This is a genomic window from Halalkalibacter okhensis (assembly GCF_000787375.1).
Lineage (GTDB): Bacteria > Bacillota > Bacilli > Bacillales > Bacillaceae_D > Halalkalibacter > Halalkalibacter okhensis.
The window spans coordinates 185593-211524 of record NZ_JRJU01000002.1; the positions used below are offsets into that span (position 1 = coordinate 185593).

Annotated in this window: 24 protein-coding genes and 1 pseudogene; 11 read left to right on the forward strand and 14 right to left on the reverse strand. The window is 35.7% G+C overall.

Going from position 1 to position 25932, the window contains the following annotated elements; translation table 11 throughout:
• Positions 1-156: 156 nt before the first annotated feature.
• Together LQ50_RS02580 and LQ50_RS02585 are read right to left on the reverse strand one after the other, a co-directional pair.
• Positions 157-1944: a BlaR1 family beta-lactam sensor/signal transducer gene (locus LQ50_RS02580; RefSeq protein WP_034625777.1), complete on the reverse strand. Its 1788-nt coding sequence runs from the start codon at positions 1942-1944 to the stop codon at positions 157-159.
• Position 1945: 1 nt separating this feature from the next.
• Positions 1946-2332, reverse strand: a complete 387-nt coding sequence (locus LQ50_RS02585; protein WP_034625779.1) for a BlaI/MecI/CopY family transcriptional regulator — start codon at positions 2330-2332, stop codon at positions 1946-1948.
• Positions 2333-2587: 255 nt separating this feature from the next.
• Here LQ50_RS02585 and LQ50_RS02590 point away from each other — a divergent pair, with 255 nt between their 5' ends.
• From LQ50_RS02590 to LQ50_RS02610, 5 genes are all read left to right on the forward strand, one after another.
• Positions 2588-3601 carry a LacI family DNA-binding transcriptional regulator gene (locus LQ50_RS02590; RefSeq protein WP_034625782.1) on the forward strand — a complete coding sequence of 338 codons (1014 nt, stop codon included), beginning with the start codon at positions 2588-2590 and terminating at the stop codon, positions 3599-3601.
• Positions 3602-3696: 95 nt separating this feature from the next.
• Positions 3697-5004, forward strand: a complete 1308-nt coding sequence (locus LQ50_RS02595; protein ID WP_034625784.1) for an ABC transporter substrate-binding protein — start codon at positions 3697-3699, stop codon at positions 5002-5004.
• Between the two features lie 33 nt (positions 5005-5037).
• Entirely contained in the window at positions 5038-5913 is an 876-nt protein-coding gene (locus LQ50_RS02600) for a carbohydrate ABC transporter permease (protein ID WP_034626071.1), read from the forward strand.
• Positions 5910-6776: a carbohydrate ABC transporter permease gene (locus tag LQ50_RS02605; protein WP_052144547.1), complete on the forward strand. Its 867-nt coding sequence runs from the start codon at positions 5910-5912 to the stop codon at positions 6774-6776. Before LQ50_RS02600 ends, LQ50_RS02605 begins: the two co-directional genes overlap by 4 nt.
• A 21-nt stretch (positions 6777-6797) precedes the next feature.
• Complete coding sequence (locus LQ50_RS02610) at positions 6798-8108, forward strand: alpha-glucosidase/alpha-galactosidase (RefSeq protein WP_034625787.1); 1311 nt, start codon at positions 6798-6800, stop codon at positions 8106-8108.
• 82 nt (positions 8109-8190) lie between these two features.
• Here the strand turns inward: LQ50_RS02610 and LQ50_RS02615 are convergent, their stop codons facing one another.
• Positions 8191-8373, reverse strand: a complete 183-nt coding sequence (locus LQ50_RS02615) for a hypothetical protein (protein WP_034625789.1) — start codon at positions 8371-8373, stop codon at positions 8191-8193.
• A gap of 120 nt (positions 8374-8493) precedes the next feature.
• On the reverse strand, positions 8494-10425 hold the full coding sequence (gene fbp, locus LQ50_RS02620; RefSeq protein WP_034625792.1) for a fructose-1,6-bisphosphatase: 1932 nt from the start codon (positions 10423-10425) through the stop codon (positions 8494-8496).
• A 314-nt stretch (positions 10426-10739) separates the two neighbouring features.
• On the opposite strand from fbp, the gene LQ50_RS02625 reads away from it, so the two are divergent.
• Entirely contained in the window at positions 10740-12161 is a 1422-nt protein-coding gene (locus LQ50_RS02625; protein WP_034625794.1) for an alanine/glycine:cation symporter family protein, read from the forward strand.
• A gap of 355 nt (positions 12162-12516) precedes the next feature.
• Here the strand turns inward: LQ50_RS02625 and LQ50_RS02630 are convergent, their stop codons facing one another.
• Both LQ50_RS02630 and LQ50_RS02635 read right to left on the reverse strand, forming a co-directional pair.
• On the reverse strand, positions 12517-14298 hold the full coding sequence (locus LQ50_RS02630; RefSeq protein WP_237563627.1) for a YhgE/Pip domain-containing protein: 1782 nt from the start codon (positions 14296-14298) through the stop codon (positions 12517-12519).
• The gene (locus tag LQ50_RS02635; RefSeq protein WP_034625801.1) at positions 14298-16358 is read right to left on the reverse strand and encodes an efflux RND transporter permease subunit; all 2061 of its coding nucleotides are present in this window, start codon (positions 16356-16358) and stop codon (positions 14298-14300) included. Before LQ50_RS02635 ends, LQ50_RS02630 begins: the two co-directional genes overlap by 1 nt.
• Before the next feature lie 147 nt (positions 16359-16505).
• Between LQ50_RS02635 and LQ50_RS02640 the strand changes: the two genes are divergently transcribed.
• Positions 16506-17084: a TetR/AcrR family transcriptional regulator gene (locus LQ50_RS02640; protein WP_308417912.1), complete on the forward strand. Its 579-nt coding sequence runs from the start codon at positions 16506-16508 to the stop codon at positions 17082-17084.
• Between the two features lie 186 nt (positions 17085-17270).
• Here LQ50_RS02640 and LQ50_RS02645 read toward each other — a convergent pair whose 3' ends face one another.
• From LQ50_RS02645 to LQ50_RS02655, 3 genes are read right to left on the reverse strand one after another with little or no spacing between them, the layout of a single operon-like run.
• Positions 17271-17468, reverse strand: coding sequence for a hypothetical protein (locus LQ50_RS02645; protein WP_034625806.1), 198 nt, complete (start codon positions 17466-17468; stop codon positions 17271-17273).
• 33 nt (positions 17469-17501) lie between these two features.
• The gene (locus LQ50_RS02650) at positions 17502-18212 is read right to left on the reverse strand and encodes a DUF3169 family protein (RefSeq protein ID WP_034625808.1); all 711 of its coding nucleotides are present in this window, start codon (positions 18210-18212) and stop codon (positions 17502-17504) included.
• Positions 18202-18417, reverse strand: coding sequence for a helix-turn-helix transcriptional regulator (locus LQ50_RS02655; protein ID WP_034625810.1), 216 nt, complete (start codon positions 18415-18417; stop codon positions 18202-18204). The genes LQ50_RS02650 and LQ50_RS02655 overlap by 11 nt, the downstream gene beginning before the upstream one ends.
• A gap of 250 nt (positions 18418-18667) precedes the next feature.
• On the opposite strand from LQ50_RS02655, the gene LQ50_RS02660 reads away from it, so the two are divergent.
• Complete coding sequence (locus tag LQ50_RS02660; protein ID WP_034625812.1) at positions 18668-19285, forward strand: cell wall hydrolase; 618 nt, start codon at positions 18668-18670, stop codon at positions 19283-19285.
• A gap of 201 nt (positions 19286-19486) precedes the next feature.
• Here LQ50_RS02660 and LQ50_RS02665 read toward each other — a convergent pair whose 3' ends face one another.
• The 4 genes and pseudogenes from LQ50_RS02665 to LQ50_RS02675 form a co-directional block, all read right to left on the reverse strand.
• Positions 19487-20059 (reverse strand): hypothetical protein, encoded by a 573-nt coding sequence (locus tag LQ50_RS02665; protein WP_034625817.1) that lies wholly within the window; start codon positions 20057-20059, stop codon positions 19487-19489.
• A gap of 21 nt (positions 20060-20080) precedes the next feature.
• Positions 20081-20392, reverse strand: coding sequence for a DUF3784 domain-containing protein (locus LQ50_RS02670; RefSeq protein ID WP_034625824.1), 312 nt, complete (start codon positions 20390-20392; stop codon positions 20081-20083).
• Between the two features lie 165 nt (positions 20393-20557).
• A pseudogene (locus LQ50_RS24805) lies at positions 20558-20703 on the reverse strand (transposase); the annotation flags it as partial.
• Between the two features lie 259 nt (positions 20704-20962).
• On the reverse strand, positions 20963-21760 hold the full coding sequence (locus tag LQ50_RS02675) for a helix-turn-helix domain-containing protein (RefSeq protein WP_034625826.1): 798 nt from the start codon (positions 21758-21760) through the stop codon (positions 20963-20965).
• A 173-nt stretch (positions 21761-21933) separates the two neighbouring features.
• Here LQ50_RS02675 and LQ50_RS02680 point away from each other — a divergent pair, with 173 nt between their 5' ends.
• The 3 genes from LQ50_RS02680 to LQ50_RS02690 are packed head-to-tail and all read left to right on the forward strand — an operon-like array spanning position 21934 to position 24749.
• On the forward strand, positions 21934-22767 hold the full coding sequence (locus tag LQ50_RS02680) for an amidohydrolase family protein (RefSeq protein WP_034625831.1): 834 nt from the start codon (positions 21934-21936) through the stop codon (positions 22765-22767).
• A 9-nt stretch (positions 22768-22776) separates the two neighbouring features.
• Positions 22777-23733, forward strand: coding sequence for an aldo/keto reductase (locus LQ50_RS02685; protein ID WP_034625834.1), 957 nt, complete (start codon positions 22777-22779; stop codon positions 23731-23733).
• A gap of 2 nt (positions 23734-23735) precedes the next feature.
• Positions 23736-24749 (forward strand): zinc-binding alcohol dehydrogenase family protein, encoded by a 1014-nt coding sequence (locus tag LQ50_RS02690; protein ID WP_034625836.1) that lies wholly within the window; start codon positions 23736-23738, stop codon positions 24747-24749.
• A 718-nt stretch (positions 24750-25467) separates the two neighbouring features.
• Here the strand turns inward: LQ50_RS02690 and fucU are convergent.
• Entirely contained in the window at positions 25468-25881 is a 414-nt protein-coding gene (gene fucU, locus LQ50_RS02695) for an L-fucose mutarotase (RefSeq protein WP_034625839.1), read from the reverse strand.
• Positions 25882-25932: the final 51 nt, after the last annotated feature.

Below are 25932 nucleotides of genomic sequence, written 5' to 3' on the forward strand. Positions count from 1 at the left end.
TCTCTTCCTCCTTTAAAAACTTACATATGTAATATTTAAAAGTATTACACGTGTAAGTTTTTAAGTCAATAGCTTTTTTTACAACGAAAATTCTTTTAAATAGGAAAAAGCCGCAGATCAGAAAATCTGCGGCTTTTTCCTATTTAATCAGTACTTTTATTGGGATACGTACAATCCTTCCTCCTCCAAAATTGACAGAGCCACTTCTGCGGCAGAACTTCCACTAGCCTGCTTATCTCCTTCGATATAGACAGCAAAGAAAGTCGTATGATCGGCAGCTTCTAAATATCCAACAAACCAGCCGATATGTTCACCGTCTATAACGACAGTTCCTGTTTTTCCAAAAAGACGATTCCCTCCGGCTTCTTCCAGAAATAGTGAGTCTTTAATCGTTTGGATGTTTACTGGTTCAAACATGAATTCATTATAATAAAAATCCTTTAAAACATTTACCTGCTCCACAGGTGATATTTTTAACGTTCCATCTAACCAGTAACTAGAAACATCTTTAACTTGAGTATTCCCATACTGAATATGTTGATAATAATCCCTCAACATTTCAGCCCCAATCTGTTGATCAAGCTCATGAAAATACCAAGAGGCTGAGCTTTTCATTGCCGAAAGCAAATCTTGATCCTGATTCCACTCCTCATATTGATATATTGTACCGTCCCATGGAAGGTCAGAATTTCCTTGTGAAATTATTCCCGATTGTAGAGCAAACAATGAGTTGTAGATCTTATAAGTCGAAGCAGGGATATACCTAGTCATACTTTCTTCTTGGTTGTAAATGCGATACTGGTCCTCTTTAGCATCATATAGAACAGCCGTACCTGAAAATTCTTCAAAAAAACGACTGTAATCTTCTTCTGCTATGTTCATATTTGTAATGGAGTGATGGTCATGATTCACGGCTAAAGCCGAAAATGATGGACTACTTGTAACTAATAAAGCAAGTACTCCTGAGATAACCAGCATACTTTTTGTCTTAAGAGACTTTGTTTCGACCTGATAATTAGCGATGGTCACAATACGCTTTTTCACTTGCTTAAACGAGCTACTCATTTCCGAAGCCACTAACATTGATGGGGATTGTACTGAGGCAAACTTTAAGATGACTTTGCCATATTGAAGGTGTGAATCAGGATTTAATGATTTTAATACCTCATAATCACAAGAAATCTCCATTTCTGTTTTCAACCCTCTTAAGAAATACCAGACGACTGGATTAAACCAGTACATCATTTTAGCAAGTGCCACTGCATAGTTGATAAGGACATCCTTACGTTTACAGTGGTATACCTCATGCAGGAATACACATCTCATCTCGTCAATAGATAGCATTGACATATCTTTTGGCAAGACAATAAATGGACGAAACAAACCAAAAGTAATCGGGGACTTAACCAAAGACGAATACCCGAAACTAATCCTTTTATAAAAACCAAATTCCTCTTTACATTGAGTCAAAAGCATTAGTAACTCGTGATCTTGAACAACTTGCAAACTTCTCTTTATTTTCCAAATTAATAGATTACTAAATAAGATGACCAAGAACAAAATGCAGATACCCATTACCCACAAAGCAAACAAGGTTGAGTCCACTTTATCAAACCATGACTGCTCTACTGTCATTGAAAAGTCTTGTAACCAATTTGTCCTTTGAATCTGGTTCTCTGATGATGAACTTAAAAAAGTGAAATCAGGCAAGATGAGACTAGTTGCTCGGAAATCCGTTATCCAACCCATTAACGAATTTACCTTTAATAAATGATAAGGAACAAATGGAGTAATTAACGTAAATAAAGCAAGCACACTTATATAATAATGGGCATTGACCGTAATCTGACTCTTTATCAGCTTCTTTAATAAAAGAATTGTACCTAAAAGTATCGCTAAATAAAGGTTACTAATAAGAAAGTGACTAAAGAACGAATCCCCCATATTATTCCTTCTTTCTATTCTTACGTTCTTCTAGAATGTCATACAACTCATCAATCTCTTCAGCGGAAAGTTTATCCTTTTCAAGGAAGTTTAAAACCATTGAATTTAGAGCTCCGTTATAAAATCGATTTAAGAAACTATGACTCTCAACATCGACATAATCACTTTCTGCTACATTCGGTGTATAAACAAAAACACGCCCTTCTTTATGATTGCTTAAAGCTCCTTTTTTAATCAAACGTAGTAACATCGTTTGAATCGTTTTAGGACTCCACTTACTCGTCTCCGATAGCTTTTCAATTACCTCATTAGTATTAATAGACGGATATTTCCATATAACCTTCATTACTTCTAATTCTGCTTCTGAAATTTGTGGTAGCTTTTTCATTTTTTTCACCCTAACACTTACGATTGTAATATTTATTATAAGGGCCGGGAAAGAAGGCGTCAAACAGAAGTGAAAGCAAAGCTACTAATTATTAATCAGCAATCCAACTTCTAATTAGCTAATCACCCATAAGATAACCAGAAAAAAGCAAGAAAAATTTCTGAGCAATCAGAGAATAATTTCTGAAATCATTGAATATCTTTTAATGAAAATGAACTAAAACTACTTTGGCTAGGTGAATTGGAGAGATCTCTTTTGAAAACAACTCTAAAAGATATTGCAGAGCGTGTAAATGTTTCAATTTCAACCATCTCGAGGGTGCTTAATAATGTACCAACCTCCATTGACGAGCAAACAAAACAAAACATTATTTGTGTGGCAAAAGAATTAGGATACAGAAACACGCGCATTCAATCAGAGAAATTTTCTGAAAAGAAAATTGTCACTGTCATTAGCGATATGAAAAACAAATATTATGATCCATACTTTACCGAGATTATCTTTGGCATTGAACGCGAACTTTTAGAAAATAATCAAATGATTAATTTCACATATGATTCTAGTGATCTAGTTAATGGGTTTGTCAATGAAACAATATTTGATGATGAGAATGTTGGTGTTATTTGTGTCGGACCTATGCATCCGAGTGTGATTGAGATAATAATGGCACGTGTGCAACTTATCATTTCGGTTGGTACTAATCCAATATATGATATTGATTATTTAACCATAGACTTTGAAAAAGGAGCTATGAAAGCAATTGAGTATTTGTATAGGCTAGGTCATAAAAACATTGGATTTATTGGAGGCTCATCACCAAAAACAGGAGTATCTTTTGAGGATGAGACTCGGTATAGAGGTTTTTTGAAAGCGCTTAAAAATCATAACCTTTCATTAAACCCTGAATGGGTCTATGATGGTGCTTTTGAAACTGCAGGTGGTTATGAGGCGATGAATAAGATCTTCTCACAAAAAAAGCGCCCTACCGCTCTATTCACAGCTAGTGACAGAATGGCTTATGGGGCATATAAATCAATCCTTGAACATGGATGGTCTATTCCAGACGATATCTCGATTGTTTCATTTGATGACATCGAAATGTCTAAATTTGTACACCCTGAATTAACAACTGTTCACGTGTACAAAGAAGAATTAGGGAGAACAGCTGTTAAACTCCTGCTTCAAAGATTAGATGGAGCCATACCACTGCCTATGACGAGTTATTTGCCATTAGATTTAATTATACGTAAAAGCTGCAAAGCTATTTAAGAAATGTTAAGGAGGTGGTGAGTGGAAGTTCTGGACGTTATCATCGCTACGTTTTTCAAATCATGTGAACTTAAACTATATGGGGGGATTTTCTAATGAAATCAAAGAGACATTTATTGGGTTTTACGTTACTGTTCCTCTTATTTTTGATGACTGTAGTAGGTTGTGCAGCGACTGAAAACGTTGCTAGTCCAGATCGATCCGGCGATGATGGTGGTGCCATAACAATTGAGTTTGCTTACTGGGCAGGTGCAGGCGGAGAGGCTGACGCCTTTGATACATTAATTGCAAAGTTTGAAGAAGAAAACCCTGATATTAAAATACATGCAAATCAACAGCCTTCAGGAGATGATTTCCATACAAGACTACAGACAAGAATTGCGGGCAACGAATCACCGGATGTTTTCCGTCTACAATATCAAAGAATCGGAAACTATACTAGCCAAAATGCATTATTAGATGTGACCGATTTAATTGAAGGGTCAAAAAGTAGTTATAATTCAAGTCTCTTAACAGCGGTTACAGTTGATGATAAGTATTATGGTGTTCCTCATCATACAGATACGTTGGCTGTTTTTTACAATAAAACGTATATGGATCAATTAGGAATTACACCTCCGAATACAATTGAAGATGCGTGGACATGGGAGGAATTGTTAGAGGCTTCAGTCTTAGCCCAAAGTGAAGGGCTAGCAAGCCATGGTATCGCATTTAACTGGACAGCTGGTTCTGTTTATCGTTCATTGCCTTTCTTTTTCCATAATAATGCCTCATTATTGTCCGATGATTTAACTAGTGCCAATGTGACTACTCCTGAAGCAATTGAATCTTTAGCATTCTTACAAGAAATGTTTCAAGAACACATGTCAGACGGTAATAGTATTAAAGGAAGCGACGATTACAACCTCTTATTCACAACAGGCCATACAGCATTTCTAATCAATGGGAACTGGATGATACCAAGATATGAAGTTGAAATGGAAGAATATGAGTGGGGTGTAACTTACATGCCAGTGAAAAAGTCAGCTGCTTCTGACTTAGGTGGGAATTCACTAGTGATACCTCACAATGCCAAGCACCCAGAAGAAGCAAAAAGATTTCTTGAATTTATGATTCAGCCAGAAAACATGAAAACATTTGTTGAGATGGGATTATTTATTCCGGCAAGAACGGATATTGATGGTTCATTTAATTACACGATGGAAAACCCAGAATTAATGGATCTTTTCATTGAGCAATCGTTAACAGTGCCGCAAGAGCTAGCTGAAACCGTAACAATGTCTGAGTTTGCAAGTATTAACCAAGTACTTGCAGATGAATTAGAAGCCTTGTTTATGTTAGGAAAAACACCAGAAGAAGTCGCCGAATCGTTAAATGATGAAATTAATAGGATTGTGAATTAAATCCTTATGTAGGAGGTTACGCGGGTGTCTAACATGGTAACTTGGTATAAAAATAATCGAATCAAAATTGCTCCGTATATATTTATAGCACCTAATATTCTCTTGTTTTTCGCGTTTATGATTATCCCTATTTTATTTACATTCTATATAAGTTTTCACGAATGGAGTATTCTTGGTTCTCCATCATTTGTTGGATTAGAAAATTATATTCAAATGATTCATGATCCTGTTTTCTATGTCTCTTTAAAGAATACGCTTTACTATACGGTTGGTGCCGTTTCTGTAAGTATGGTTTTGGGATTGACAGGTGCGATCTTGCTTAATCGCAAGATCCCCTTCGTGTCCCTTTTCCGTGGTATTTTCTTTGCTCCAGTTGTCGTTTCTTTAGTGGCAACAGGATTAATTTGGTCTTGGATGTTTAATGCAAACTATGGTCTTATCAACCATTTTTTATCAACATTTGGGATAAGCGGAGTCAACTGGTTAAACTCTGCTACGTGGGCCATGCCAGCCATTATCATTACAACGATTTGGTTTAAAGCAGGTTATTGCTTAGTTATTTATCTAGCAGGGCTTCAAACTATTCCATCATCTTTATATGAATCTAGTGAAATGGATGGCGCTAATAGTTGGCATAAGTTCTGGCATATCACACTGCCGCTATTAAAAAACACAACAGTTTTTGTTACGGTTATCTCAGTTATCAACGGGTTCATGGTTTTTGATTTAATCTATACGATGACAAATGGAGGACCAGGTTATTCCACAACTGTTCTTATCCAATATATTTATCAGAAAGCTTTTATAGAAGGACATATGGGATATGGATCAACGTTAGGAACGGTTTTATTCATTATTATCATGATCTTTACCTCTTTTATTATGTGGTTAGGGAGGGATAAAGATTGACTTCAAAAAAGAAATGGTCCAGTTTCAACAAATTTAAGTATATAAAATGGGATATAAAAACAACCTTTATCTTTGTCATTCTTTGCTTCGCGGCAATTTTGTTCTTACTCCCTTTTATTTGGATGCTTTCAACCGCTTTGAAAACTCCTGCTGAAGCGGTTTCTAGAGATATAAAAGTTATTCCTGACCAAATCATGTGGGGTAACTTTAGCGAAGCCCTAAGTACGATACCTTTTATGGGTTATGTTGCGAACAGTTTAATTGTTGCCTTTTTTGCGGTGCTTTTAACGGTTTTCATTAATTGTTTGGCTGGTTATGCCTTTGCCAAGTACAAATTTAAGGGCAAAAATATTTTGTTTTTTATCGTATTAAGTACACTAATGATTCCTGTACACATTATTATGGTCCCTAATTTCTTTATCTTAAAAGAATTAGGCTGGCTAAACTCTTATATAGGATTAATTGTTCCACGCGCCGGAGAGGCATTTGGTCTATTTTTAGCAAGACAATATATTAAGAGTATACCAGATGAGTTAATTGAGGCATCTCGAATTGATGGAGCAAGTGAATTTACGATCTTTAGAAAAGTGATCGTACCAAACATCATCCCTTTAATATCTGTATTAGTCATATTCACTTTTATGTGGAGATGGAATGATTTAATTTGGCCACTCGTTGTCATTTCTGATAAGAGCATGTATACCGTTCAGTTAGGATTGGCCATTGCTCAAGGTGAACACTATATTGATTGGAATATTTTAATGAGTTTAACATTCCTCTCAATTATCCCAATCTTAATTGTATTCATTTTCTTCCAAAGATACTTTGTTCAAGGAATTACGCACTCTGGTATGAAAGACTAATAAACTTAGGAGGTTTTTACTTTGCCTAAAATTACTATAATTGGAGCTGGAAGTGTTATTTTTGCGAAAAGATTAATTAGTGATCTTTTAAGTTATAATGATTTATCGACTATTACGTTTTCACTTTTCGACATTTCAGAGGAACGCTTAATGACTGCAGAGAAAATGACATTGAGCTTAGTAAAGTCTTTTGAAAGTGATGCTAAGGTTCATGCAACATTAAATCGACGAGAAGCCTTAACAGAGGCTGATTATGTCTTAAATTTAATTCAGGTAGGAATGCATGAGGCTACCGTAACTGATTTTGACATTCCGAAAAAATATGGACTGAACCAAACAATTGCCGATACTTTGGGAGTAGGAGGAGTTTTTAGGGCGTTAAGAACGATCCCTGTTATGCTAGACTTCTGCAGCGAAATGGAAGAAGTCTGCCCAGACGCCTTATTACTCAACTATACGAATCCAATGGCTATGCTTATGCTAGCAGTAGCAAAAGCAACGTCTATTAAAGCAATTGGACTTTGCCATAGTGTTCAGCATACTGCAGACGATCTGGCTTCGTACTTAAAAATTCCAAGAGAAGAGCTAGATTATAAAGTAGCTGGGATCAATCACATGGCTTGGTATCTTGAACTTAAACATAAAGGCAAAGATTTGTACCCGGCTCTCTTTGAAGCAATGAACGATGAAGCTATTTTTGCGAAAGATAAAGTGCGATTTGAAATGATGCGTCGACTTAATTATTTTGTAACTGAATCAAGTGAACATATGTCGGAATATACACCCTATTTCATAAAGGATGACCAACTTATTAAACATTTTGATATCCCTATCGATGAATATGTTCGAAGAAGTGAAAGAAACTTACGACGTTTTGAAGAAACAAAAAAGAAAATTGAAGCAAATGAATCGTTTGAAACGGAAAAGAGTCATGAGTACGGAGCACCCATTATCCATGCCATTGAAACAGGTCGAAACATAGTTGTTTGGGGGAATGTATTAAATACTAAGCTAGTTATGAACTTACCTGAAAATGCTTGTGTCGAAGTTCCTTGTTTAGTAAACAAAGCAGGGATCCAACCTTGTCATATGGGCGAACTACCTCCACAATTAGCTGCAATGAATATGACGAATATCAATGTACAGCAATTAGTAGTTGAAGCTGTCTTGAGTAAAAATGTCGATTATGTCTATCAAGCGGTTATGTTAGATCCTCACACTTCATCTGTTTTATCACTGAATGAAATATGGGAAATGACAACAGAACTTCTCGAAGCCCATAAGGAGTTTATGCCTACATTTACGAAAGGTAGAAATCTAATACAAAATTAAGGGGACATCAGGGACCGGTTCTTCTCCTAACGTCAAACAGCGGGGACACCTTTCTGTCCCCACTTTCCTCTCATAAAAAAAATCAATGCATCCCTTTCCATTCTCCTTGGTTCTTGGATGATTTCATCTGTTTAGCTTTTTCTTTGTGCGCTCGATTAGCCGCTGCACTTCCAGGTTCTTTAGAGAACTCTGAATCGGTTTTACTTGAATCAAATCCTTGTTTATTCTTTTGGTCTGCATTCGTTTTACCATTTCGCTTTGCCATAAGTATCCCTCCTTCATTCTTATTATTAGAATGATGTAGAGAATTATACCTAAGGACAGCAGGGACAGGTGCTATATATCAACGTCAAACAGAAATGGTACACCTTTCCTGTCCCCTCTATCATTTTACGTAGCGATATTCCAGCAAACTGTTCAAAATTGAGACTTCCTGTAAAATCTCCTCTCCAACATTCGTTTCTAGAACCTTTTTTCTCTCTAGTTCTTTATCCACCAATCTTTTTACTGATAATACATCCGTTCCATTTATTAGTACATCTTCTTTGGAATTGAAATGTTTATGGGCGACTAGTTGCATACCAAAGGAGTTATATAATAAAGTGTATCCAGCAATTCCTGTAGTTGATTGATACGCTTTGGAAAAGCCACCATCAATCACGATCATTCTTCCATTTGCTTTAATCGGATTTTCTCCATCAATTTCTTTAACCGGAGTATGACCATTTATGATATGACCTTGATCTGGATTAAGCTCAAATTCGGCTAGGATTTTGCGGCAGATTTCCTCATTTTCACGTAAATGGTAGTATGGGTTCTTTCTCTCTTTATGCGTTTTTTTATCTTTAATGAAATACCTTTCAAAGGTCGTCATTTCTCTTTTTCCAAAGAGTGATGAATATTCTCCTGACCATAAATACCAAACCATATCTTTCGCAAGATCATCTGTCTCTTCAGGATGTGCAAACGCCTCTCGTAAAAAACGTTCAAACGTATCAAGCAATTCACGACCTGCATACGTTTTATCTTCAATGACCATTTTTTCCATATTTCCTTCTTCATCTAAAGGAATGCACCCGTGGATTAATAAATTTCCGTTATATTTTAGATAAAGACTGCCTTTTTTCATAAGAAAATTCATATGTCTAGCTAGCTTTTCTGACTGCTGAATAGAAAATAACAGTTTGTCCATCACTTGCTTTTCTTCATCTAACAGTTGATCAGGTTGTTGCGGATTTATCGTTGCAAAGCATGTATGATCTAATGGATATGTATTTCCATGAATCGTTATTTCGCTTCTGTCATAATCAATTTTCTCTAACAGAAGTCTTTCTGACATTTTAAAGTACGGACGTCTCTTTATAATATGGCTTTCAAGTTTAAATTGAATTATGGCAATGGCTTGATGAATTTTCGTGATTTGTAATTGTTCTTCCTCAGATACCTTTTCATCTGAATGCCTCTTTGGTCTAAAGGCTGGATTGTCGTCATAGTATTTTTCCGCAAGATTAAGTAGTGGCCTAAGGTTGATTCCATACACATCTTCAATAATATCCAAATTGTCGTACCGCGCGCAGATACGAATAATATTAGCAAGACAAACCTTGGATCCAGCAAAGGCTCCTAGCCACAGGACATCATGATTTCCCCACTGAATATCAACGGAATGATAATTAATGAGAGTATCCATAATTTTGTCAGGTTCGGGTCCGCGATCATAAATATCTCCCACTACATGAAGGTGGTCCACAACCAATTGCTGAGTCGTATAGGCAAGACCTATAATGAGTTTATCAGCTTGACCTAGGGAAATAATTTGCTGGACAATTTTTGTATAATACGGTTCCTTATTTGTGTATTCATCGGTTTTGTATAGAAGTTCTTCTACAATATAAACAAATTGATCCGGTAATGCTTTTCGCAATTTCGAGCGAGTATATTTAGAAGACGCATAAGAAATAAGATTAATCATACGCTCAATGATGACTGTGTACCAATGATGTAATTCTCTCTCATTATCAAAATCATTCTTCATTAACTTTAATTTTTCTTCAGGATAATAAACTAATGTTGCAAATTCTTTAATCTCTTTTTCCGTTAATACCTTTTTATAAAGGTCTTCAATTTTCCCTTTTACATTCCCTGAACCATTTCTTAACACATGTTGAAAGGCTTGATACTCTCCGTGTAGATCACTTACAAAATGTTCTGTCCCTTTTGGTAGATTAAGAATCGCTTCTAGATTAATAATTTCAGTAACCACTTTTTCTTCACAATCATATTTCTGGGCCAACAAATCTAAATATTTCGAGTTCACAATTATGTATCCCCTTTCAAAGTTGATTGTTTTTACATCTAATAGAGTGCACTTACATTAAAAGAGAAAACTCAAATTCTAATTATAACGGTTTTTATAGGTGCTACTATTATATCAAAAAATACCGTCAATGGAACAAACCGTTCCATACTTAATCTTTCACCTTTTTCACTAAAGTAGTACGTCTTTTTTTAGTGAAACAAGGGATTATTTATTCCTGCTAGATTTAACTCACTTTTACTATTATACTAATAGAGTTGCTCGTTACGGATTTACTATTGTAATAAACTTTTAAACTGAGGAGAGATTACTACATGAGTTTTATTGAAAACATCGTTTCAGTAGGGAACGACATACTGTGGAGCTACCTATTAATTGCTTTGTTAATCTTAGCCGGTGCTTACTTTACTATTGCTTCAGGCTTTGTTCAGTTCAAGTATATTGGTGAGATGTTTCGTCTTTTAACGGACAAAGAAACGATAACGTCTGGTAAGAAAACGGTCTCAAGCTTTCAAGCCTTTTGTATCAGTACTGCCTCAAGGGTAGGAACTGGAAACTTAGCAGGTGTTGCCTCAGCTATCGCTCTCGGAGGACCAGGTGCCATTTTTTGGATGTGGCTTATTGCTCTATTAGGGTCAGCGACAGCTTTTATCGAAAGTACGTTAGCGCAAATTTATAAAGTGAAAGACGGAGATAGCTTTCGAGGCGGACCAGCTTATTATATGGAAAAAGCTTTAGGTGCCAGATGGCTTGGCATTATTTTTGCGGTGTTAATTACGTTCTGTTTTGGACTTGTTTTTAACTCGGTTCAATCCAACACAATTTCACTTGCGATGAACAGTGCTTTTGGTTCTGACACGTTAATCGTTGGAATTATTGTTGCCGTTCTGACAGCGATTATTATTTTTGGTGGAGTCCACCGAATTGCTAAAGTAACGGCTGTTATTGTTCCTGTTATGGCCTTAATTTATTTATTTGTTGCGCTCATCGTCATTGTTATGAACCTAACTGCTATTCCAAGTGTGTTTGTTCTGATTATTGAAAGTGCCTTTGGGTTAGAACAAGCAATTGGCGGTGGTGTTGGCGCTGCTATGATGATGGGGATTAAGCGTGGATTGTTTTCAAACGAAGCTGGTATGGGTAGTGCCCCTAATGCAGCCGCAACAGCAAACGTTAGTCACCCAGCGAAACAAGGTCTCATTCAATCATTAGGGGTATTTGTCGATACCTTAATTATTTGTAGTGCAACAGCATTTATTATCCTCATTTCAGGCGATTTCGCTAATGGTATGGTCGGTATTGAATTAACTCAAAATGCATTAGCATCACAAATCGGATCATGGGCTAGTACGTTTATAGCGATTGCTATTTTCTTATTTGCCTTTAGCTCTATCATCGGGAACTATTATTACGGTGAAACGAATATTGAGTTTATTAAGAAGAGTAAACTTTCGATTATGATTTATCGTTTAGCTGTTGTTGGAATGGTTCTATTTGGAGCAGTTGCTGAATTTTATCTTGTATGGGATATGGCAGACTTCACAATGGGTCTGATGGCACTAATGAATATTTTGGTGATCTTCCTTTTAGGTAAGTTTGCCTTTGCCGCCTTATCGGATTACGGGAAGCAACGAAAAGCTGGGAAGAATCCTACATTTTTAGCAAGCAGCATCCCTGGACTTAAGAATGTTGAGCACTGGAAAAAGAGTGATCACGAGCAGACAGAAGAGCTTTAATTTAAACAACGTACAAAGAAAGTCTTCAGTCCTTAACAAGTTAAGGTAGCTATCACCGAGGTAGCTACCTTTTTTCATTTTAAAACGCTTCATCAACACAGCTCTAAACCGAACCGAGCGCGGTCAGGATCGAAGAAGTAAAACAAGGGTTTTCAAACTTTTTCGATCATATGCTTACATTTATCCATCATTTAAACAGGTTTATCTAGATAGCTATTAGATTAGTCGTCTAGCTGAACGATTGAAAAAGCAGCACCTAAAAAATTCTCTTAGGTGCTGCTTGATTTTTTACGATTATAAAATCAATTATACGTGAATATCAAGCCTTAACTGGGACACCGTACCTCCCGTCCCATTACATAAACAAACGTTTGAGTCGCTCCCAAAAGCTTACTTCTTCTTCTTCAACTAAAGTAATGTTTTCTTCCACTTCTAATTCAATTGGTTCTGTTTTTAAAATAAATTGAACAGAAGCCACGTTTGTATTTTTAGGGGATACAAACGATACGGGTTCAAAATCAGATTTATCGAATTGTTCTCTCATTGCATCAATCTCTTCTTGCATCTTTTCTGGTAAGTCATTTGTAGAATCAGCTAATTCTGCCGTTCCATCATGAAGCTCTTCGACACCGTTATTTAGCTCGGACGTCCCATTCGCGACTTCACCAAACCCTGTAGCAATGTCGTTGTAAGAGTCCGCTAGCTGAGCAACTCCATCTGTGTAAGATATGAGCCCTGCATGAAACTCACCATAATTGTTTGCGAGCAAGCCAATTCCCTCTTCTAATTCAGCTAAACCGTCCAACCCTTCCATACTTTCAAAAGCGACAAGCAGCTCACTTGCCATCGTACGTAATTGGTTGCTTATTTCATTTACAGCACCGCATGTTCCTTCTAATGCTGGGCCAACCGCAACGAAAGCTTCTTTCACTTGCTCATACGTTCCCTTTGCTGTTTGAGCAGCAACATTCACTTCGACTAATTGTTCAATTGTATCTGGATTTGCTCCGCTTTCATACAATTGCTGAATGTCTTCTTCGGTAACATTAGGAGCTGGTATATTATCCATTGTTCCATCTAATGCGGAAAGTGCCGAAGAGTAATGAGTGTTTAACTCGTCTAACCCACTAGAAACCTCATCAAGTCCATCTGCAATAAGCGACAACCCTGCTGGCAATTGTGCTAAATCACTCAAATCCATCTCACCTGTCGAGCCGCTAAGTTCCTTATTTAAAAGGGCCAGAGACTCATTAATCTTGCGAGACGCACCCGTGATTTCAGAAGAAGCACCTTTTATTTCATTCATCCCTGCCCCGTATTGTCGAGACCCCGAGTTCAAGCTTTGAACACCATCATTCAATTCAGACACACCTGTGTTTAATTCAGATACACCTTTATTGACTTCTTGAATAGCATCGCTTAATGTCCGCATCTCGCTCGTCATTTCGTCTGTCTCTAGATTATCAAGAGCCATGGATAACGGTATTGCTGAAATATCAATTCCTTCCATTTCAAAGTTAACGACATCCGCAAGAAAACGAATATCCCCCTCGCTATCAGGCATGACCGTATACGTTAATTGTCTTTTCTTCCCTACATTCGCAATCGTCGCATCCGGCGCCTGGATATTGCTGATAACCTCGGTATTAAGAGTAAGTGAAATTTGCATTGTATAGTTTTCAAAAAAATCAGGGTCTATTCGCTCATTCTTTGCTGTTTTAATTGTTAGTAGCAAACGTCCCTCTTCTCCTGCTAACTCATCTGGCTGAATTTCTTCCCCATCAAGCATATAGGAAATATCGATATCCCATGGCAGTTCTTGGTTATCCATATTTCCTTGATAGTAGAACCAACCTGATGAGGCATCAATTTGTACCTCATCTTCGTCTTGTTCTATTTCGGTTAAGTCCGTTAAATTGCGAATGGCCGTGTATTCTCCGTAATCGATAATGCGGCCAGGTTCTGTTACATCTAGCATATTTACAACATATAATTCATTTAGCGTACCATTGGCACTTAAGCTTCCGTATACAACTTCATCTTTGGAAGTTGCACCGCCACTGCCATTGGCATTTCCTATATGATAAGGAAAGACAAGGAGCATCGCTAAAAGAATGAACATTATTCTTTTTTTCATCATTTATCCCCCCTAAAAAAGTTTGCTTTTACGGTTGTTTTCCCAATCACCTTATCGAACACAAGAAGTACTGCTGGTAGGAAAAAGAGCACCAAAATAAAGGCAAGTAACGCCCCTCTACCAAGCAGCAATCCAATTGATGCAACAATGGGGTTACTAGATGTAATCCATAAGATAAAACCGACACAAGATAAAATGGCTGCTGAGATTGAAATAGAGAATGTTTTCTCATTTAACGTTTTGATTATCGATTGCTTAGCAGGCATTTCTTTTCGATTCTCAAGATAATTTTCGGTAAAAAGGATTGCATAATCAACCGTTGCCGCAAGCTGTACAGTACTTACCACCAAATAGCCGACAAAGACTAATGGAGTATCAGTAAAATATGGTACAGAAAGATTCACCCATACGGCTGCTTGTATCGTCAGCAATAAGATAACAGGCAAAGAAATGGATCTAAACGTAAAAATCAAGACAATACCAATAGCAACAATGGTCAAAATGTTCACGACTACATTATCTCTTTGAATCGTCGTTTTCATATCATACAAGGCAACACTCTCTCCGAGGGCTAACGCTTCATCACCATAATAAGATGCCGCAAGTTCACGAACAGTTTCCACGACACCGAAGGCAAGATCCCCTTCATTTTCCGTTTCCGTATACAGAATGATCTGACTGTAATTCTCCGAATGAAACTGCTCTGTAATCGATGGATCTAGGTACTCCGGCGGAATCGCTGGACTCACTGCTTGATTATAGGAAATAACATTTGCGACGTGTTGAACCTCTTCTAAATCTTGTTCCAACGCTACCTCTCTAGCGACATCGCCTTTTGGAACAAGAATCACAATCGGAGTCGTTCGCCCAAACACCTCATCAATAGCTAGAATGTCACTGCCAAGACGGGTTGTTTCTGGTTGTTCGCCATTTCCATAAATAAATGCCGTTTCTTGTTGCGCTAAAAAACTAGGAACAAGAAGTAGCCCCACAACGAGCAAACTCACAAATCTAACCTTCAAAACTCCCTTGCCAATTGAAAAGGTACTTGGTACAAATGGCTTATGCTGTGTTTTATCGATCCATTTATAAAACACAACCGTTAATGCTGGCAAAAACACCATTACACTAATGAAGCTTAATAATATCCCTTTAACAAGGTTGACACCTAAATCAGCTCCAATTTCAAACTGCATAAATGTAAGAGCCAAGAAACCAAAGAAAGTAGTTGCAGCACTTGCTGCTATCGCCGGGAACGATTTTTTAATCGCGAGTTGCATCGCCTCTTCAGGATTCGTTGTCTTCTTTCGATAATGAGCAAAACTATGAAGCAGGAAAACAGCATAATCTAACGAAACCGCTAATTGCAAAATAGGACTAACAGATTGAGTGACGAACGAAATTTCACCAATAAAAATATTTGTCCCTAAATTTATTAGGACAGAAACACCAATCGCCGTAAGGAAAAATAATGGCTCCACCCAAGAGGTTGTTGAGATAACAAGAATAATAATAATGAGTGGAACTAACAACAAAGCTGCATACAATGATTCATTTGCTGCCATGCTCTGAGCAACTGCTGTATCTGCCGCTTCTCCAGCCATTGCATTTTCCTCACCGATCAACTCATAAATAGCATCAGTAACCGCTACCTCATCCCCTTCTCGTACCGTCATCGAAAGAAGGGCATGATTGTCCTTATAATACGTCTCTACTAACTCTTTTTCTGCCATTTCTAATGGCGTTTTTACATCGAGGGCTTGATCGAGCCAGACCACGTCTGAAACCCCGTCAATCTCCTCGAGCCTTTCTTTATATTCTAGCGCCTCTTGCACAGACACATCCCGAATCATCACTTGCGCATTAGATAGTGGAGTATCAAATTCCTGTTCCATCACCTCAATGGCTTTTGTCGACGGAGTATCTTCGGGCATGTATTCACTCATATTGTAATTGATTGAAACAAAAAACTGAGCGATTGCACTAAACACAGTTAATAGCATAAAAACTATTACTATCGATTTTTTGTATTTCATTATTTTTGCAGCTATGTCTAGCATGACTGAACAACTCCTTGAATCGTAACTAATGTCTAAGTATAATGACACTGTGTAGGATAATCAACAAACAGTTCGATATCTTATGTTACATATCCAACACCCAGATGCAATGTGATGGATTCCCAACAAAATTGTCAAAAACAAAGGGTGAGTCAGTTGAGTACCAAATTAGATAGACGTATTAAATACACGCAAATGGTGTTAAAAGAAAGCTTTATGAAGTTATTGAAACAAAAGCCTTTAACCAACATTACGATTAAAGAATTATGCGAACTAGCAGATATTAATCGCTCGACTTTCTATTCTCATTACAAAGATTTATATGATCTTCTTTACCAAATCGAGGACGGCATTATCGAAGACATGAACCAAACCTTGTCCTCTTACAACTACACCAAAAATGAAGAAGCCATACAGATGACCGAGAAATTGTTAGAATACATTGTTAAAAATAGTGAAAGCTGCCAAACGCTATTCAGTGAACACGGAAATCCGACTTTCCAAAAAAAAGTCATGATGCTAGCACATCAGCATTTATTAAAATCCTTGATTCAAGATAAGCATTTCATTCCCGTTAACATTGAATATTTAAGTCTCTTTATCGCGAATGGTAGTATTCACCTTGTCCAACACTGGCTGAAAAACGGGTTAAAAGAATCGCCAAAAGAGATGGCTGAATTGATGATTAATCTTGCCACTAAAGGACTTTCCTCGTTTCAACAATAACTCTCGACTATGCTTTTATTTATCAAAGCCTAAACAAACCGTAATTCATTTATATGAATTACGGTTAAAATAGTATTTTAAAAGATGAAAGTAAGTTCCATTGAATAGGATTTTAATAATGGGTGCCGTCACTTTGTATTTGACAGACACCCATAATGTGATTAATCAATGACTGTGCGATACTTTTCAATCATTTGCATTTTCTAATATTCCTTCTTTGTAAAAATGATTAACATATACATGAACCATCATTTCATTTTCTTCGGTTATTTTTATTTTTGACAATACTCGATTAATGATTGCGGCTAGCTCTTTTGGGTTCGCATACCGAATGAGATGACTTTTTACAAATTTGTCTTTTGCTTCTTTCGAAATATTCCACATAACATCACCTCAATAATCAAATGACTATTATTCTCAAACCCTCACCTTTTTACTTTCAAGAATGGTGATCAATTGGAAGATCAACCACAACAACATGATTCCAAGTAGCAAGTGCGGTGTGAGATCAAATATGATTGTGACAAAGACAGCTATTCCAAAAGCGGCAAGAAAGAGTATTTTCATTTTTTCTACGATCGAGAAACAATATCTATAAACGTGGAGTTTCTGCGCTTCATCCAAACGACTTACATATTTCGTGATTGATTCATTCTTTTTATAGAAGTATTTCATATCTGGAAGATAATTATTGTTTTCTTTGAAGCTAAATCGAATGAATAGATTTGACACCCAGAGGAAAATCCACGCCACCACGAGGAAAATGAGATGGCTCAATCCATCTGAATTCATTACATGAATCAAGGTTAATGCAAAAATGAGAATACTTAATAATTGCATAAATGAACTGTACCCAACTAAGTTTGTTACTTTATTCATAATGTATGCTTCCTTCTCATCTTCATCAAGAATGGACTTTTCTTTTTTCAATTGTTGGCGAGTGACAACAAACAGGACCATCAACACAAAATACAAGACGATCGAACTGTATAAAATGACTTGCATAACCCATTCTCTATTCAACACTAGATTGGCATCTTGTAAGACCAATCCGAAATAGGTTGCAAAAAAACCTACTATCGCCGACCCTATCATTATTAAAATCATTTTCATCTTACTATTCTTCATTGTTACCCTCTCCTTCCAGCTGAAAAATATCTTCTACTGCCACCTCAAATAAATTGGCTAAAGCTAGTGCAATTGTTACCGAAGGCGCATAATCCCCACGTTCAATTAAACTAATCGTTTGCCGAGATACGTTAATTTTTTTTGCTAAGGTTGTTTGATTATAGCCATCGCGAGCACGCAGTTCTTTCAAACGGTTCTTTAACACTTTTTTCCACCTACCTTGCCATTAATATATATGATCATAGTCATTTTGATTTTGACAATAATAATTGTCAAAATGACTTAAAAAATTTACATAGATACTTAGTTTGTGGATTTCTTTGCTATACCGAGCACAATTCTTTGTAATCTCTATGTAAACAGATTGTAATACTATTCTTCTTTATCCTCTCATAGGGATAGTGATAGACAAGCAAGCGATCAATAAACATACACACTAGGAGGACACTATTTCTATGAAGAAGTTCATTTTTCTATTAACATTACTAGCAGCTCTATGTATTGCTGAAACTACGTTTGCCTATACCGTTCAAAAAGGAGACACCATGACGAACATAGCAAAAGAGCATGGATTAACGTTAGAAGAACTATCTAAAGCCAACCCACAAATCACCAATCTAGACAAAATCTATGAAGGACAACATATTCAATTACATAAAAAAGAGCAAGCCCTCGAACAAACGAAAGAAATAAGAAGTGATAACACGAACGATCTCTCAGAAAAAGAACTAGATTTACTTGCTAGAATCGTAAGAGCCGAAGCTCAAACTGAACCCTTTGAAGGAAAAGTAGCGGTAGCGGATGTCGTCTTAAATCGAATGGAAAGCAAGCAATTTCCTGATACGATAAAAGAAGTTATCTATGAGCCTGGGCAATTTGAACCTGTTGCAAATGGCCAAATCGATAAACCAGCTGATGAGGAATCCATCGAAGCAGTTGATGCTGCATTAACAGACATGAGAGATATAACCGAAGATTCATTATTCTTCTATAACCCAGATATCGCTACAAACCGCTGGCTAGATACCAGACAAACAGCGGTTGTCATCGGGCAGCATGTGTTTAAGCATTAATGTTTGAATAAGATTTTAAGTTAGTTAATTTAAAGGGGATGCCCAACGGTCAAAACCAGACCTTTTAGGACATCCCCTAAGCTAAAAGTGGCGTCTCCACACCCTTCCAAAAACTTCAAAATATTGAATTTCTCCTCTCAAAGTACGTAACGAGCAGAGCTGCTATGTTATCAGTTCATCTGAAATTGCATGAATTGCACATTACCTACTTACCAAAAACAAAATCGTAAAAACGATCACTATTGATAACATTACTCCAACTATTAAACCAATGCCATTTTCTTTCTTTGTAAAGCCTTGTAATTCATTCGTAGACAAACGATCGATTTTACGATTTCTAAAATAAAGGCTAATATTCATCAATAATAGAAGAGCAAGAAGAAAAAGAAGCCAAATTGATAGACCTATTTCTAAAGGAATAAAAGGCTCTCTTGGATTAGCAAGTAACAACTGAAATCCAAATAAGACGATTAAAAATAGTTTCGATGTAAGCTCGGTTTGTTTTGACTTTACCCATTCCCGGCCTAGTTTTTCTTTCTCGTAAGCTGCTAATTGCCTTGTCCATGCAAACAAATGAGACTTTTTCCCTCCCAATTCTCTCCAAGTATGAAAGCAAGATATCCCCATAAAAACAATAAAGACAAGCAACACTGTTAATCTAGATGCATCCAATATAGAAATAACTGGAGCTATAATAGCAAAATAGGCAATAATAAGAAGATTCACTGTAAGAAACTGTTTTTTTCGTAACTCTTTTATAACGATCTCATTCATAAAGGCACTCCTAGAAGTAATTTATCTATTTTTAAATCGATTCCCCGTATTAACATAAAAAAGGATAAATCCAACAATCCCTAAAAATAACACAAGTCCTATAATAAACAACCACCTTATTTCTAGCAGGTCACTAAGTATCCAAAAAATCTGGCTAAAAGCCAAAGCAAACATCATCTTCCCCATGAACTTACATAAAGCCACGGTATCATATTTCTCTTTTTCTTCTTTTGGCAAAGTATTGAATCCGGCAATCAAAAAGGAGCCCTTCCCTGCAAAAAAGAACATACCTACCACTATAAACAACCCCATCATCAATAATGTTCCTAGCAATGGAAACCCTCCTTTCTGTCATTCTTATTCTACGATTTCATCGAATCTAGGTTTTCCACGCCCATTTTCAAAACCATTTTTCCTTTTCAAACTATAAAATTCACATCTTAAAAACAATTTTGATCACCATATCTATATATAGCACACAAAATTTCCGAATCTCATATATCTATACTTCAAATTCAAATGTCTATAAGGACGACTGTTTTTCCTTTTAGATATGCAATTAAAGAAGACACACTTATTTTATGTGGGATACTAACCAAGATATGAATGTGATCCTTACAAGTTGTTAATTCTATTATCTCCACACTTCCCTATTACATAATGATCTTTAATTCCACCTATACGTTCCATATCACTTGTACTCTATTTTGGTGCAAATAAAATGGAACACGTCAACCAATTCAACTAATTACTTTTCCTACTAGCTCAACCAAATGAATGTCTTCTTTAATTAAATTACACGTAGTATTCGGTTGAATTGTATAGAATTTAATGACATTAGTGGACCTTATTTAACCACTTCCATAAGAAAAAAAATTGCATCTTTACTTCACCTGTTTGAATTTAATTTATTCTATTTCGAAAGTTATCTGGGGTTACTCCTGTATATTTTTTAAAGGTTCGAAAAAAATACGGCATACTTATGAAGCCAGCTTTTTTTGCAATTGTCTCTACTGTTTCATTGCTTTCTCTTAGTTTCTTTTTAATATAAGAGATTCTTTTGGTTATAATAAATTCTTTTACATTTACGCCCATTTGTTTCTTAAATACCCTACTAAAATGGGGAGGTGAAACAGAAGCTTGTTTTGCTAATAAAGTTAATGACAAAGAAGATTGAAAATTATTAGTAATATAATTGACACTTTCATTTAACCAATGGATTTGAGAAACTTCTTCTTTGTCTTTAGTAGGTACCGAATGACGATATACAAATACTAATAACATTTGAAGTAAAAGTAAAATGGCCATTTTAAAGTCAGCGTTTTGAGTGAAAATTTCCTCTTTAATCCGAAAAAGCAAATTCTCGATTATTACAATTTGATTTGTTGATATAGTATAAATAAAATGCTCTTGGCTGTTTAAAAGATTTAGAAACATAGGCTGGTCAATCCCTTGCAAAAATTCCAGAAGTTTTGGATGGAAATAAATAACTGTAGATGTAATTAGCTGTGTAGAATCGGGATTAGCAAAATGTACAGTGTTTTGCGGGATAATTATTAGATCTCCTGACATGACTTGATAAAACTGATTATGAATATAAAAATCCCCTTTTCCCTTATGAATAAAGATCATTTCGTGCCAATCATGTAAGTGCGTAGGCAGTTCTTGTTCAGGCTGTTTTGTATCTTTATCAATTAACATAAATGGAATTTCCAGATCAGAATTAATCTTTTTTCTTAAAACAGTAATAGTTCTCACCTCTTTATTTTTTTAATCAAATTATATCAAAAAAAGGTATAAATTTATCACTTTAAGCAATTATTAAAACTTAATTTAACTGATATTATTAAAGAAGAAGTGAAAGGAGGAATTTTATGCGAATCGACGCACACCAGCACTATTGGAACATAGATAGAGAAGATTATGGTTGGATAAAACCAGATAATCAGCTAATGTACCGGAATTATTATCCAGCCGACTTATTACCCCATTTAAAGAATCAAAATATAAATAAAACAATTTTGATACAAGCAGCACCAACAATTGATGAAACTATTTTCTTATTGGAGTTAAGTAAAACAGAAGAAACTGTAGCCGCTGTTATTGGCTGGCTTGATCTAACTGAACATAATTTCAAGGAAAAGTTAAATATGTATAGGAAATATGCCAAGTTTGCAGGCATAAGGGTAATGATTCAGGATATGAAAGATGAAACAGTAGTTTTGACTCCTCCATATGTAAAAGCTTTTAAATACTTTGAAGAAATAAATTTGCCTATAGATTTACTCGTTACACATGATCAATTAGATACACTGATTAAATTAATGGAAAAGGTTCCTAACCTAAGGGGTGTTATTGATCATATAGGTAAACCAAACATTTCCAACAAATACTTTGATTCTTGGTATCATAATATGAAAGGGTTATCAAAGTATCCAAACCTTTATTGTAAAACATCTGGTATGATAACCGAAGCTTCACAAAACTGGGAAATTAAAGATTTCAAGCCGTATTTACGTGCTGTTTTAGAGCTTTTTAGTATTGATAGATTAATGTATGGAAGTGATTGGCCTGTTTGTTTAATGGCAGGTTTCTATGATGATACTGTTAATGTTGTCATGGGAAATTTGGAAGAATCATTAAACAGTGAAGAGATAAATAAACTCTTTGGCCAAAATGCGAGCATTTTTTACGAATTAGAAAAGTAGGTGCGGTTTATGGAATATCGAGTTTTAGGTAATACTGGTTTATCTGTTTCACCTCTAAGTTTTGGAGCTTCCTCACTAGGATCAGTTTTTAGAGAAATAAATGATAAAGAAGGTATAAAAACTGTAAGAACAGCCGTAGATAATGGAATAAATTATATTGATGTTTCACCTTATTATGGTTTAACAAAAGCTGAGACCGTTTTAGGTAAAGCCATTTTAGAGCTAGATAGGGAGAAAATTATTTTATCATCTAAAGCAGGAAGATACGGAAGTGATGAATTCGACTTCTCCTATAAAAAAATTATTTCTAGTGTAGAAGAAAGTTTAAATAGACTTCATACAGATTACTTAGATATTTTATTTTTACATGACTTTGAATTTGGTAATTACAATCAGGTTATTGAAGAAGGTATTCCTGCCTTACAATACCTTAAGAAGGAAGGAAAAATTAGATTCTACGGAGTGTCTGCCTTACCTTTACCGGCTTTCACAAGAATATTAGAAGATGTTCCTTTAGATGTTATACTCTCCTATTGTCATTACTCGTTAAATGATACTTCATTGTTAGAATTAGTACCACTACTAGAGGAAAAAGGTGTTGGTTTAGTAAATGCCTCTCCCCTATCTATGGGATTACTTCATGATGGACCTGTAGCCCCATGGCACCCAGCTGATAAGGGAGTTATAAAAGTTTGTAAAGAAACAGCAGAATACTGTAAAAAAAATGGGGAAGATTTAGCTAAGTTAGCTATTCAATTCTCAACTTCCAATAGTCAAATTCCTACCACATTAGTAAGTACTGCGAGTGAAAAAAATATATTGAAGAATATTAATTGGCTCAAGGAACCTATGAATATGGAGTTAATAGAAGAAGTAAGTAAAAGGTTGTCTCCTATTCATAATCATACGTGGCCAAGTGGAAATAAAGAATATCATCAATACATATCTCAAATAGGCGGTGAGTAGATTTGAAGCAAATTATCTGTAAAGAGCCAGGAGAATTTACAATGGTAGAGGTAGATAAACCTGCCTTATTATCAAACCATGCAATAATCAAAATAAAGCGTATAGGAATTTGCGGAACTGATCTTCATGCTTATAATGGAGTGCAGCCATTTTTTACTTATCCAAGAGTGTTAGGACATGAGCTGTCTGGCACTATTGAAGAAATAGGATACAATGAACAAAATTTAAAAGTTGGCGATAAAGTGGCTATCATTCCCTATAATTATTGCGGGAGTTGTAGTACATGTAAAAAAGGAAAAACTAATTGCTGTCAAAACCTCAAGGTAACAGGTGTTCACGAAGATGGAGGAATGCAGGAGTATCTTCGCGTTCCCATTTCTCACATTATACAAGTAAATGACTTATCATATGATGAAGCAGCATTACTTGAGCCACTGGCTATTGGTGCTCATGCTGTTCGCAGAGGGGAAATCAATAAGAGAGATACTATAGTTATTGTGGGTGCAGGGCCAATTGGATTAGGTATTATGCTTTTTGCGAAAGAAGTAGGCGCAAAAGTTATAGCTGTTGATGTAAATAGTAATCGACTAGATTTTTGCAAAGAATGGATTGGTATTGAACACACTGTAGATGCTAAGCTAAACCCAATAGTTCATATTGATAAAATAACAAACGGTAATATGGCAGATATTGTTTTCGACGCAACTGGAAATAAACGATCAATGGAACAATCATTTGATTATATTTCATACGGAGGGAAACTAGTTTATGTGGGTCTAACTAAGGATACTATTCAATTTCATAATCCCGATTTTCATAAACGAGAAACTACTTTAATAGGGAGTAGGAATGCAACTATAGAAGATTTCGAAAATGTTTATAGTTTGCTGAGAAAAAGAGAGTTTGATATGCAAAAATATATTACTCACTGGTCATTATTTGAGGATATGATTAAAGATTTTCCCAAGTGGTTAAAGGCCGATTCCAATGTAATAAAAGCTTTGATTAAATTTTAGACGTAAACCCTGGAAAGCAAAGAGTCATGAATGTTCAGCAACGTACAGAGATTAACGTGTTACATTTCTAACACTTATTATCAGCCATTCCTAATTGACTGGGAATGGCTGTTTTTATTATGTGTTTTTTTAGCAATTTGTTACACCTTTAACTACTCTCAATAATGTATGGTTTATTCGCTGCACCCCAAACTCTAGTACATTCCATCTCTTTGATAAAGTACTTTTTTAATTAGATGAACGGTGACTGGCTGCGAGGTCTCTAATTTACATGCAAATGTACTCATTCATTTCTTCTAATAGAGGATGAATGTCAAATAGATTAAAGTATGTTAGCCCCTTTAAATTGGACAAAGTTTTGTTTTTGAGTTTTTTTATCTTTTCGCTACCTTCCTTTTAAAATGGTTATTTTTGTAAAAATAAAACTCTTGTCTTAATTTCTAGACAAGAGTTTTTACCCTATAATATGTTTTCTTTTAAATTACTAACATAAAACTATTACTTAGTTTTGAAGAATTGTAGGTACTCATCAAACAGTGCAGAATAATAAGTTTTAACTTGCTTTACGATAGATTTCATTTTTAGCGCCTCCTAATTAAATTGAAGAAACTAACAATAATAGACTTGGGTCCTTAACATTGAAAGCGTTTTTAAAAATTAGGATGTAAAGTACTATCAGTCTTGCTTCACACATAAATCTTAATATACTTTTTAATGATTATTCAGATACAACACCTTTTTTTAAGATGATATTTGCATATAGCGCCCTCTCTCCTGTAGCGACAATAGCATAAGCTTTTTTTGCTCGTTCATAAAAATCAAAACGATCCATCATTTCTAGGTCTACTTTTGTAATTTTTTTATAATCTTCCCATATGGTCGGAGTAACGTTATCACCAGACTCTACTTTCATAAGCGCTCCAGGCTGCTCAACATAGGAATCTAAAGGGAACAGTTCCAAAACAGCTTCTAGTATATCTGGAATATCATGTCCATCGCACCGAATCAATTTTTGACTATGACTAGCAGCAGGGAAGTTTCCATCTGCTAACACAATCTCATCACTATGCCCCATCTCCGCTAATACCTTTAATAACTCAGGTGACAAAATACTCGGTATTCCTTTTAACATTTTAAACATCCTTTCCTTTAATTGTATGACGCCGAGTTTAATTTGATATAT